This window comes from Pseudomonas sp. UBA6276, from assembly GCF_002438365.1.
GTDB classification, from domain to species: Bacteria; Pseudomonadota; Gammaproteobacteria; order Pseudomonadales; family Pseudomonadaceae; genus Aquipseudomonas; species Aquipseudomonas coleopterorum.
In genome coordinates this window covers 36,285-46,171 of sequence record NZ_DJUS01000001.1, presented here as the reverse complement: position 1 = coordinate 46,171, position 9,887 = coordinate 36,285, and the positions used below count along the sequence as shown (strand labels likewise).

Annotated in this window: 16 protein-coding genes; 9 read left to right on the top strand and 7 right to left on the bottom strand. The window is 58.1% G+C overall.

Annotation, left to right across the window (positions count from 1 at the left end):
* Nucleotides 1–94: 94 nt before the first annotated feature.
* The 7 genes from B2V21_RS00305 to B2V21_RS00275 form a co-directional block, all read right to left on the bottom strand.
* Nucleotides 95–526, bottom strand: a complete 432-nt coding sequence (locus B2V21_RS00305; RefSeq protein ID WP_286915691.1) for a VRR-NUC domain-containing protein — start codon at nt 524–526, stop codon at nt 95–97.
* Between the two features lie 18 nt (nt 527–544).
* Nucleotides 545–1,051, bottom strand: a complete 507-nt coding sequence (locus B2V21_RS00300; protein WP_244646800.1) for a hypothetical protein — start codon at nt 1,049–1,051, stop codon at nt 545–547.
* Nucleotides 1,051–1,353 carry a DUF1364 domain-containing protein gene (locus B2V21_RS00295; protein WP_185794139.1) on the bottom strand — a complete coding sequence of 101 codons (303 nt, stop codon included), beginning with the start codon at nt 1,351–1,353 and terminating at the stop codon, nt 1,051–1,053. The genes B2V21_RS00300 and B2V21_RS00295 overlap by 1 nt, the downstream gene beginning before the upstream one ends.
* 120 nt (nt 1,354–1,473) lie before the next feature.
* The gene (locus B2V21_RS00290) at nt 1,474–2,265 is read right to left on the bottom strand and encodes a hypothetical protein (protein ID WP_286915690.1); all 792 of its coding nucleotides are present in this window, start codon (nt 2,263–2,265) and stop codon (nt 1,474–1,476) included.
* Nucleotides 2,255–3,217: a phage replication protein gene (locus tag B2V21_RS00285; RefSeq protein WP_286915689.1), complete on the bottom strand. Its 963-nt coding sequence runs from the start codon at nt 3,215–3,217 to the stop codon at nt 2,255–2,257. The genes B2V21_RS00290 and B2V21_RS00285 overlap by 11 nt, the downstream gene beginning before the upstream one ends.
* A gap of 1 nt (nt 3,218) precedes the next feature.
* Nucleotides 3,219–3,977, bottom strand: coding sequence for a phage regulatory protein/antirepressor Ant (locus B2V21_RS00280; protein WP_286915688.1), 759 nt, complete (start codon nt 3,975–3,977; stop codon nt 3,219–3,221).
* 143 nt (nt 3,978–4,120) lie between these two features.
* Nucleotides 4,121–4,324 (bottom strand): Cro/CI family transcriptional regulator, encoded by a 204-nt coding sequence (locus tag B2V21_RS00275; protein ID WP_286915687.1) that lies wholly within the window; start codon nt 4,322–4,324, stop codon nt 4,121–4,123.
* A gap of 104 nt (nt 4,325–4,428) precedes the next feature.
* On the opposite strand from B2V21_RS00275, the gene B2V21_RS00270 reads away from it, so the two are divergent.
* The 9 genes from B2V21_RS00270 (at nt 4,429) to B2V21_RS00230 (ending at nt 9,885) form a co-directional block, all read left to right on the top strand.
* Complete coding sequence (locus tag B2V21_RS00270; RefSeq protein WP_286915686.1) at nt 4,429–5,151, top strand: LexA family transcriptional regulator; 723 nt, start codon at nt 4,429–4,431, stop codon at nt 5,149–5,151.
* Between the two features lie 354 nt (nt 5,152–5,505).
* Nucleotides 5,506–5,949, top strand: coding sequence for a Panacea domain-containing protein (locus B2V21_RS00265; protein WP_286915685.1), 444 nt, complete (start codon nt 5,506–5,508; stop codon nt 5,947–5,949).
* A gap of 550 nt (nt 5,950–6,499) precedes the next feature.
* Complete coding sequence (locus tag B2V21_RS00260) at nt 6,500–6,775, top strand: hypothetical protein (protein ID WP_286915684.1); 276 nt, start codon at nt 6,500–6,502, stop codon at nt 6,773–6,775.
* Nucleotides 6,776–6,820: 45 nt separating this feature from the next.
* Nucleotides 6,821–7,072: a DUF1654 domain-containing protein gene (locus B2V21_RS00255; protein WP_286915683.1), complete on the top strand. Its 252-nt coding sequence runs from the start codon at nt 6,821–6,823 to the stop codon at nt 7,070–7,072.
* A 278-nt stretch (nt 7,073–7,350) separates the two neighbouring features.
* A complete protein-coding gene (locus B2V21_RS00250; RefSeq protein WP_286915682.1) occupies nt 7,351–7,572 on the top strand; it encodes a hypothetical protein in 222 nt (73 codons plus the stop codon).
* Between the two features lie 734 nt (nt 7,573–8,306).
* A complete protein-coding gene (locus B2V21_RS00245) occupies nt 8,307–8,687 on the top strand; it encodes a helix-turn-helix transcriptional regulator (protein ID WP_286915681.1) in 381 nt (126 codons plus the stop codon).
* Nucleotides 8,688–9,061: 374 nt separating this feature from the next.
* The gene (locus tag B2V21_RS00240; protein WP_286915680.1) at nt 9,062–9,349 is read left to right on the top strand and encodes a hypothetical protein; all 288 of its coding nucleotides are present in this window, start codon (nt 9,062–9,064) and stop codon (nt 9,347–9,349) included.
* Between the two features lie 69 nt (nt 9,350–9,418).
* On the top strand, nt 9,419–9,622 hold the full coding sequence (locus B2V21_RS00235) for a hypothetical protein (protein WP_192057287.1): 204 nt from the start codon (nt 9,419–9,421) through the stop codon (nt 9,620–9,622).
* Nucleotides 9,623–9,636: 14 nt separating this feature from the next.
* Nucleotides 9,637–9,885, top strand: coding sequence for a LexA family protein (locus B2V21_RS00230; protein ID WP_286915679.1), 249 nt, complete (start codon nt 9,637–9,639; stop codon nt 9,883–9,885).
* The last annotated feature ends 2 nt before the right edge of the window (nt 9,886–9,887 follow it).

Genomic DNA, 9,887 nt, shown 5'->3' with positions numbered 1-9,887 from the left:
CCAGGGTGCCGGGGGTCGCGCAAGTCCCGCACCGAGAGGTCGGAGGCCTGGCGGCGGATCTCGGCATCGGAAAGTTTTACCGCGCGGGTCTTGCTCATGCTGCAGCCCTCGTCGGTGGCAGCATCAGGTAGGCCCGCAGCTGCTCCATGGCATCGAAGTGCCCACGGCACACGATCGCCAGATAGCCCTGTTCGGTCAGCGCATGGATGTAGGCATCCTGGCTGGGCGATACAGCGGCATCAAAAGGCGGCGTGGCCTTGAACTCGATGTACAGACCGAAGTAGCCACCACGGGCCATCGGCAAGACGAGGTCTGGAATGCCTGCCTTGACGCCCTGCTCTTTCAGCTTGACCGCCACTGCCTTGTGCCGATGGCCGCCGTTGGGCACGTGATAGATCAGCTTCGCGACAGCCGGGTGGAGTAAGGCAACTTCGCGCAGCAGAGCAGCCTGCTCGAGGCCTTCACGGTCAACATACGGTGCACGCGCCGCTCGCGGCTTGGTGACTTTCGGAGCGAATGGCTTCATCACAGGCGGTCGCTCCACTTACAGGCTCTTAAGCAGGGACTGGAGCTGCTTGAGCTTGCCCAGCGCCTCAGCGTTGCCCTCACGCTCGACTTCCACTGACAAGGCAACCTCTTCGATCCGCCCGGCCAAACGCTTCATGCGCGCCGAGATATCGTCCGAAAGCGCGACGACCTCAGCAGACAGGCTGGCCAGCGCATCGAGAGCCTGAACTTCCGGCTTTTTGATGGCGACGACGGTTTCTTTGGCCGGTACGGGCATGGCGATTTCCTTGACTGTTTTTTGTGAGTAAGCGTCGCGCTGAAACTTGCCGCCCGTGGGCTCACGGATGATCCCGGCGTCTTTCATTTCGTTGAGAGCACGGCGCACAGCGTGGACGGCGACAGAGGTGGCATTCGCCGCAAGAGCAGCGATCTGGATATCGTGGGCACTCCAGCTTTCCTGAATTGGCACATGCGGGAATACCTTGCGGGCTGTCGAGGATTGGCCAGCCAGAAGCTGGACTACTCGCGATTCGGACATAGCCATCAGGCCACCTTCCCTTCACGAATCAGGATGTCCTGGGTACGCATGACGCCCTCGGCGTGAAGCTGGCGAGCCACAAGCCGATCATCAGCGCGACGGCTACCGCGACGGCCGTCGACGTAGTCGTGGCAGGCCGAGCACGCCCAGGCGCCTTGGAAGTCGTTCGGCTTGCAGCCCATGCCGCTGGTACCGGCCAAGCGGTAGTGCGCCAGCACGGTCGTCTCCGGATTGCCGTTGCACACGCCGGGCACGCGCACCTGGCAATCGCGGCCGCGGGCGGCCTTGGTCAATTTGGTCTGTCGAATATTCATCAGTACACCTCGGCCAAAGGCCAAATCGAACGAGCCGTGGCCAGGGCCTCGGCGTAATCTATGGGTTCTCCACCCATGCGGAATGGGTTGTAGCCTGGAACAACGACCCGCCAACTACGCTTGACCACAGGCACCTTCTCGCGAAATTGCTGCTGCAATAGCGTTCCGCGCCTGGCGCTTGCGCAGGTAAATGCGCACGCGCTCGGCCTGGCCTCGCTTGAATGCGGCGCGGCGGCGCTTGGCCTTGTCCGCATTGATGATCTCGCGCACTTTCTCCAGCCTTTTCGCCACCTCTGGCGAAGCTGGTCGGACCTCGCCGAAGAGCAGTCCCGCCACTGCCAGACCATCCTGGGTGGTAGGCGCTATCCGCAAGTCAGCGATATAGCCGGCCGCCTGGTCCTGCGTAATCAGGTTCATGCGCTGCGCAGTCTCGACTGCACGCAGGCGGCGGTTTGGATCAAAGCCAAGAGAGACGGACCACCGCACAGGAGTGGCAGCGGCCCGCGCCTGGGCAACAAGGCGCTCATAGGCGCTGATGAAGGCCATCCGGGCACCAACCTTGTCGCCCATGGCGAGGATTGGCGCGGAGGCGGTCATGGCCTGCTGAATTTCAGAGGTCATCACCACCGTTTCCGCCTCGTCACTTCCCGACAGAGCAATCGACCAGGCCTCATCCTTTCCAGGGCGGCCATCGGCACCGTCGGCGTGCTTGATGATCGACGCTACGGTCAGTCGCCCACCTTCGCGTCGGCAAGCCTTCAGCGCCTGGGCCAGTACAGGTTCCGTGTAGCTGACGAGGTCGTCGACCATGATCAGCGCAGCGCCTTGGGTGAGCTGTTGACCCATCGCCTCAGCGGTGGCGAACAGGGAAATCAGCAGGCCGTCCTGTTGGTGATCATTGAGCATTGGCTGCCCTCCGCTCACGCTGTGCGGCCAAGGCCTGCTCCAACGCAGACAGGTTGGCCTGCGTGTTCTCGGCCTGCCGAGCACTGGCGCCGGTCATTTGTTTTTGGGTGGCCCATTGGGTGTGGTAGGACTCTGCGTTGGCCAGCAGCTCACCCAGTGGATGACACTTCCGAAGCAGTACCGCGTCGTTGATGTTCACGTAGTACGCAGCCACGCTGTGAGCCACCTCGACGCCCAAGCGGCCGATCAGCAAACCAAGCTGGCCGCCAACCTTGCTGTTCCACACCGGCCAGGCCTTGTACCGCTTGCGGTAGGACATGGCGTAGTTCGCCCATGTCTTGAAGGTTTTGCAGCACTGATCCTTCGGGCCGGGCATGTCGTCGGGGATGGCAACCTTAGGCGGCTCGATGCCGCTGACCAGCACCAGGGCGCCGGTTTGGTTCGGCAGCGCCGAGCCCTCCGGCAAGTCCTGACTGGTACCCTGATTGGTATCCTGATGATTGGTATCCTGATTTGTCGGAGATTTTTCCGACCTTTGCTCGGATTTATTTCCGACCTTGCTCGGAGATTTATCCGAGGTAGATCGGATTTTTTTCCGACCTTCGCTCTTCGGTGGGGTCGGATATTTTTCCGACCCATCCAGCTTCTGGTTCCAGGTCTTGGATTTTTCAGTCAGGCGGAACAGGGTGATGTTCGATGTACTCGACAGCTCAATCAAACCGGCCTCGTCCAGCGCCTTCAGCATGCGGTAGGCCGTGTCTGGCTTGTCGGTCAGCAGGGGCAGCTCTTCTGTGATCTTGGCTTTGCTGAGCGCGTAGAACACGCCGGCATCGGTGGTGATCGGCTTGGTCCAGCTCGGGCATCCGTAGATGAACGCAAACAGCAGCGCTTGCTGGGAATTCAACCCCCACTCGAGCGCCTTCACCTGATTGATGGTGATGGTGAACTGCATTTCAGACCTTCCCGGCCGGCGACAAGCCGGTGACTTTTTCAGCGAGCACAACGAGACCGCGGCGGGTGACCATCACCTGCTCGACGATCTTCAGCTCTTCGGTTTCATTGCGGTTGACGCGCACCATCTTGTGCTCCAGCAATCCGCCGGTGATGCGAGGCTGATATGCGGACCAGTTGGCAGAGGGCATGCGCCGGTAGATCCAGCGGTTTACGTTCAACCAGGCAATCAGCTTGAGAGGGCCCATGCCCAGGTGCTTAGCGGCATCGGTGAGGGAAACGGAGCCTGCAGTCTTGGCCAGCCGCTGCAGGGCTGCGACTTTCGGCGCCTGCAACTGGATGACACCAATCAAGCGCTCGTTCTCGTCGGCCTTGTCGGCAGCCAGGCGTAGGGCGTCGGCAAGATTGGTCGGGATGACATAAGGCGCAGCCAATTGCTGCTCGATTTCACGCAGGCGCTTGATGACGCGGTGACGGAGCTTGACGTTGTAGCCGGTGATCAGCGTCTCCGTCAGATCGCGATCAAGGTAGAAGCACGGCAGAACGCGGCCGGAGTCGTCTCGATAGCTGCCCCCAATTGTGGGGTCAGTGATTTCCAGCTCGGCGAGCATGCGGCGGATGTCGCGCATGACGTGGTCGTGGCGCTTTCCAGTGAGATCAGCGATCTCGCGTGAAGACATGACGCGACGCGTCATGGTTTGGTGATTCTGGGCTAATGACGAATCATGATGGGTATTGCGGGGGGTGATCTGAGTGTGCATAATCGGTCCCACGTTTTGATGTTGAAGAAGCCGCCCTGCCAGGCGGTTTTTTTTCGTCTGCGTTTTTTTACTGGTTAAATCAACAGCCCTGCTCGGTAACTACCTTCAAACCCTTGGAGGCCGGATAATTATTCCAATCTCGATCAGGACGCCTTTCTCAGGGCCTGATGGGCTGGGAATGGCTTCATCTCGTGAGCCGCGTAGCTGCCGTCATCCAGCTGAGTGACATAAACGTCACGCTCAGCCTTCAGTGCCTTACTGATTCCGCCCTGCGACATACGCAAAGCAGCCGCAGCCTTGATTTGGCCGATGCTCGCGACGAACTCGGTTAGCGGGATGCCTCGCATATGCAGTCTCCTTCGTTATGCATAGCCAAGTATTACCTGCGGTCTTTAACAAGTCAATATCGGCGGTCTTAGAATGGAATTACCGGACGTAATACAGTTGCCTGATGAATAAACCAGCCAAAAAACGAAATCTATCGGAAGAGGAATTGCGCGAATGCGCAGCCTTGAATGCCCTGTACAAGGCAAAAAAGAAGGAGCTAGGCCTTAGCCAAGAAAAGATCGCTATCGAGGGGCTCAAGGCAAATAGCCAAAGCGCTGCCAGTCATTACCTGACGGGTAGGAATGCTTTAAACGTTGAGGCTGCATCGGTATTTGCTAGGTACCTTCAAGAGCCCGTCTCATCGTTCAGCCCGCGGCTTGCAAAGCAGATTGAGCAAATGTCCTATAGCGGTCACGCCAATGTCTCGATGATCGAGCAGCCAAACATGATGTTCCGGTACCCGGTCATATCCTGGGTTGCGGCTGGAGCGTGGTCCGAAGCAGTTGAGCCCTTCCCTCCTGGCTTCTCCGATCGGTATGAAATGTCGGAGTACGACTCAAAAGGCCCAGCTTTCTGGCTTGAGGTGAAAGGCGACTCGATGACGTCTATCACGGGGCAAAGCGTCCCGGAAGGTACGTTCATCTTGGTGGACACCGAGGTCGATGTGCAGTCTGGCAAGCTGGTGATCGCCAAGCTGGCCGATAGCAATGAAGCCACGTTCAAGAAGCTGGTCGAGGATGGTGGTCGCCGGTTCCTGAAGCCGTTGAACCCGGCCTACCCTACTGAGATGTGCACGGACGGCTGCCGCATAGTGGGCGTGGTTGTGCGGGCACTGATGAAGCTCTGACATACCTGGACGAAACGCTACTGATGGCCGCATCCGTGAATCACCTTGCACCGGGCCAGGTGCTGGGATGGCCATGAGTTTTTGGCAGTTGGTGGCATTCCTGTAGGAAATTCGCCATTGGTGCTGTACGCGTTCAACCATAGCTATAAAGAATCGAATCGATAGGCCGAAACAAACGTTGAACCGCCTGGAACAGCCCCCATCTGAGCTATAGTCGTTTCGTGCGCGCCACGTTTTGTAAATTCACGTTTCGTGGCGCGGAATGCGTTGACTAGTGTGACGGCATGACGATAATCGCCTGTTCGACGCTCTCGGCTACGTAATTTGGCGCAGCCGCCAATTTAAGGAGAGGTTATGCACAGCTGCTTTGACGTAGCAAAGTATTTCCTTGCTCAGTCCAGCGAGGACGCTGGCGATCTGATCTCAAACCTCAAGCTTCAGAAGCTTGTGTATTACGCCCAAGGGTTCAGCCTTGCGCTCAATGGGCGGCCTCTGTTCAACGAACAGATCGAAGCATGGTTGCATGGGCCTGTTGTCCCAGAGCTATACCATCAATACAAGGCTTGTGGATCTGGCCACATTCCTCATCCGGATGCATTCGACCTCGACACCTTCTCAGTAGAAGAGCGCGAACTGCTGGATGAGGTCTATGAGTTCTACGGCCAGTATTCAGCATGGCGCCTGCGTCAGCTGACCCACGACGAAACTCCTTGGCGTGAAAGCTACAGAGAAGGAAGCAACCAGGTCATAAGTCAGGATTCAATGGCCCGTTTCTTTGAGACTCAAGTGGTACATTGAGTGATCTATGGCTAAAAGGATCAGGTCTGCACCCACACCGCCAAGCAGGCTTCTGAAGCCCAAGACAGTGGCGACTGAGCGAAGTCCCGAGCAGCTTCCCCCAATTTTTTCGCTTGAGCATTTGCAGGCAAGTCACTGTGTTTCAGCGATCACTGACAGGTCAGAGCGCGGTCTTTTCATGGACGCGCTTTATACGCTTAGTCGCATGTCTTGGTCTCAAATCAATTCGGCGCCTCGTCACGGATTGGGGACAGAGCGTATGCCTGCAACCCAAATCAAAGCAAAAATACCTTCTTGTGTAACCGAGGACGTGAACCTTCTCGTTTTCCGCTGGAAGGGGAAACTACCGTTCATAGGATTCAGAGATGGACGAGTTCTGCATGTGCTTTGGATTGAGCAGCAATTCGGCGATCTTTATGACCATGATTGACTCTATGCCCGATCCAGCGCCGGGCTTTTTCGTTTCTAGCGTTTGAAGTCAATTTCAAATCCCCTTGCCCTTCTCGTTCAGTCACATAACGTCCGCCTGGAGCCCATCCAGGAGAGCGCTATGCGCCGCTATGACAGCATCACCTCCAACCTTCCCCTCTGCACACCACTAGGCCTACAAGTGACCCTCTGGCAGCTTGGCCAGGCCGACGTCGTCTTCAAGATCCAGCGCGCCGACCTGGTCTTTTTTCTACGAAGCGATCGGCCGGACATTTTCGGATTTCCGAGCAACGCTAATTCTCTGAGGCTCCTTTTTATGACAGCGGTCGATTCGCAGGACCGACGCAGTTCTGATGAGCCAGACCTTTCCTACGTGCCTATTGCCAATCTCCTATAGCGCCACTACTGTATGTACATACAGCAGTAGAAAAGGAGGTTCACAATGCTTCACCAGCCAGACTTCGCTCAGACCAAGCCACGCACCTACGAGCAGATCGGCCACCGAGTGCAGGGCATCATCAATGACCCCAAGGTGCAGAGGCGTCAGTTCGTTCTAGTGTCCAGGCTACCCAACGAGCCACCTGCTGACTGGCGCCGGCTCTTGAGAGAGCTATCAGAGACGGCCGGCATCAGGGTAGATGAGATCGATGGAGAGGAAGTCCGGATAGGCTGGCGTGAATATTGCGAAGCCTAAGACAAGCCCGTCTCGCGCGGGCTTTTTATTACCTGTTGAAGTTTTTATTACCTGCGGTCTTGACTCATTTTATTATCGCTAGTAATGTTGACTCATCGAGACGCCACAGCGACTCGGGACACGACTGGTGAAGCCGCCAGTTAGCACGGGGCCAGCGAATTGGCCTCCCAGCCCCGCGAGGGATCGACTGGAACCAAGTTCTTTAAGAGAGACGGATTTCACTGGCTGGCCTTGGCGACAGGGCCAGACGGGAAATCAACCGCCTGGAGGGCACTGCAATGTTCAACATGGCAACCATGGCGGTTGACGAATGCCGCGAAGCCGCCGAAGAGCGCGCCTACTACCGCTGGATCGATAAGGCATCCCAAGCGCTCGGCCAGCACGTCGCGCTGGGTTCGCACGAAGAAAGCGATTTGCATGACCTCTACGCCGATGGCTGCACTCCGGCCGAGGCTGTAGCTGAGCTACTGGCCCAGGCGGAACTGGATCAAGCTGCTTGACCGAACTATTTACTGAAGCGCCTGGGCGACCGGGTGTTTTGGAAATCAATGGGAGGACATGGTTATGACTACTGAACAACGAGAACCCTACCCGCGCTCTGCCGACAACGCGGACAAAATGAATCTGCCGGAAGGAAAGACCTGTGGCGACTGCGTCCACTGCCGACGCTGCACGATGATGTTTGGCCATATCCCCGAAGACGAGTCTTGCGACTGGAGCCCTTCACGCTTCACTCCAGTGAAGGTGGTCGCTTGAACCATCCTCCTGCGCATTCAGCAAGTGCGCAGCGGGATGCGGACGATTCTCCACCGCGCAACGCGGCCCTCAGCATCAACCCACCCCCAATCCATACGACCGCATCAGCAGATGCTAGGCCACCATTCACGGTGGGTTTGGTCGCCCGCGCCTGGCATCTGACTAATGCGGTTGCACTACCGAGGACGCCACAGTGGCCGCGCGTACGGAAAAACAACCGCGGCGCGGTTCAAGCCACGCTTGGCCACGGTCTGCGGTTCGGCATTGTTTCAATCTGGCCCACGGCCATATTGAGGACGCAAGGCGGTTCAGGGATCGGCGTGACCACAAGTACGCGGAGATGTCGCTGGCCGATGCCGCACATGCTCATGGACTTGCGCGCCAGCTGATTCGCAGCATCCGTTCATAACACCACTTACCAGCCAACATATCGCCGCGGCGTGCACCGCCCGGGCCCAGCCACATCAGAGGCATCAGCATGGACACCATTATCAGCGGCGAATGGAAAGGCCACCTCGGGCGCGGCCTGGCGCCGAAAGAACTGCAGTACTGCATGTCCGTCGCAGCTGGCATGACGGCCAAGGAAATCGCCAAGGTGTTCGGCATCTCGCCGGGCACGGTGAAGAAGCGTCTGGACGTGGCCATGTTCAAACTCGGCGTGCACCGCCGGGCCGCGCTGGTGGCCGAGGCGATGAAGCGTCAGATCATCTCGCCTTTGTGCTTTGTGCTGGCAGCTCTCATCGCGATGCAAGCGGTGGTCGATGATCAGTCAATCCGCCGCGACCGCCGCGCGCCGGATCGCCGAGTTGCAGAGATGCGAGTTACGGGCCGGACAGAGGGCTACGCATATGCGATTTAAGCGAGTGGCGCACCTTGTAGCCAATAGGCAGATCGACACCTCTCGAGCCCTTCCTATTGCTCAGTTCGCGTCGAGTCTTTTGCGGATCGCTACCACAACGATCCTGTTGGCCATTCACGTGACGTCGCTTCTGCTGACGGCAGGAAGCTCCAAATAGCCTGTTGGTGACGCTGCCAATTCACAGCGGTGTACGGATGGAGGGTTGAGTCATGAAGCCATAAACCAGCGCCCGCCCAGGGCAGCACGCACCGCTCTCGTAGGGTGGTACCACTTGAGCACAAAGCCCGGCATGTCCGGGCTTTTCTTTGGCCGTCGATATGAGCCAGCACCCTGCCCCAGGGTCCTGACCAATGCCTTCTGACAAGGAGAAAGACATGCACCCTTTGATGCATCAGCGCGTAACCGTCCTTGAGGCCGTGCGCGCTCGAATGAACACCGCCACCGTCGACCTCTTCACCCGCATCGGGAGACGCTCACCAGTGCAGCAGTTTCGCTATCAGATTGTGGGCAAGGGCCCAGGCGCCTACCAAGTCACCGAGCGCTCGACCTGCCAGGTAGTTGGCGAGCGGGACACTTGGAAGGAAGCGAGCAAATTCGCTCAGGAGATGGAATTGAAAGCTGACGCCAGGGCGCTGATCGAAGGCTCAGGGTTCGAATCTTGAAGCGCCTCACCAAAAGAGTAAGTCAGCGCCGGCGTCTGGCCTGGCTGGATATACCTGCGAGCGGACTGCATGCAAAAGATCACTCGAAACCACACGAATCATCGCTGCGGTGCCAGCCACCAGCGGGCAAAGCTCACCACTGAACAAGTATCCGCCATGCGCGCCGAGTACGAAGCGGGCGTTGGTGGTTACGAATATCTGGCGGCCAAGTACGGCTGCGGTGTTTCCACTGCACGGGACATCGTGAAGTACCGCACCCGCTGGGCTAGCTGAACAACGAGGTACCTATGCCCGCAAGTAAAAAACCCACCAAACCCCAGCTCGAAACGCTCGAGCAAATCCGCCAGTACATCGCAAAGCACGGTTACTCGCCTACCCTGGCCGACCTCGCCGAACTCGCCGGCGTCCGCCAGAACTGCATCGCCGAACGCCTGGGTGCCTTGGTCAAGTTCAAGCTGATCACCAAGACCCCGGGCATCGCCCGCAGCATTCGCCCGGTAGAGCATGCTGATGATTCAGCAGGATCTGGGGAATGAGG

Bases quoted from the DNA above. Each gene is read 5' to 3' on its own strand.
- B2V21_RS00290 (WP_286915690.1), bottom strand. From the start codon at position 2,265: ATGCTCAATGATCACCAACAGGACGGCCTGCTGATTTCCCTGTTCGCC.
- B2V21_RS00255 (WP_286915683.1), top strand. From the start codon at position 6,821: ATGCTTCACCAGCCAGACTTCGCTCAGACCAAGCCACGCACCTACGAG.
- B2V21_RS00240 (WP_286915680.1), top strand. From the start codon at position 9,062: ATGCACCCTTTGATGCATCAGCGCGTAACCGTCCTTGAGGCCGTGCGC.
- B2V21_RS00285 (WP_286915689.1), bottom strand. From the start codon at position 3,217: ATGCAGTTCACCATCACCATCAATCAGGTGAAGGCGCTCGAGTGGGGG.
- B2V21_RS00230 (WP_286915679.1), top strand. From the start codon at position 9,637: ATGCCCGCAAGTAAAAAACCCACCAAACCCCAGCTCGAAACGCTCGAG.
- B2V21_RS00265 (WP_286915685.1), top strand. From the start codon at position 5,506: ATGCACAGCTGCTTTGACGTAGCAAAGTATTTCCTTGCTCAGTCCAGC.
- B2V21_RS00280 (WP_286915688.1), bottom strand. From the start codon at position 3,977: ATGCACACTCAGATCACCCCCCGCAATACCCATCATGATTCGTCATTA.
- B2V21_RS00245 (WP_286915681.1), top strand. From the start codon at position 8,307: ATGGACACCATTATCAGCGGCGAATGGAAAGGCCACCTCGGGCGCGGC.
- B2V21_RS00305 (WP_286915691.1), bottom strand. From the start codon at position 526: ATGAAGCCATTCGCTCCGAAAGTCACCAAGCCGCGAGCGGCGCGTGCA.
- B2V21_RS00235 (WP_192057287.1), top strand. From the start codon at position 9,419: ATGCAAAAGATCACTCGAAACCACACGAATCATCGCTGCGGTGCCAGC.
- B2V21_RS00275 (WP_286915687.1), bottom strand. From the start codon at position 4,324: ATGCGAGGCATCCCGCTAACCGAGTTCGTCGCGAGCATCGGCCAAATC.
- B2V21_RS00270 (WP_286915686.1), top strand. From the start codon at position 4,429: ATGAATAAACCAGCCAAAAAACGAAATCTATCGGAAGAGGAATTGCGC.
- B2V21_RS00260 (WP_286915684.1), top strand. From the start codon at position 6,500: ATGCGCCGCTATGACAGCATCACCTCCAACCTTCCCCTCTGCACACCA.
- B2V21_RS00250 (WP_286915682.1), top strand. From the start codon at position 7,351: ATGTTCAACATGGCAACCATGGCGGTTGACGAATGCCGCGAAGCCGCC.
- B2V21_RS00300 (WP_244646800.1), bottom strand. From the start codon at position 1,051: ATGGCTATGTCCGAATCGCGAGTAGTCCAGCTTCTGGCTGGCCAATCC.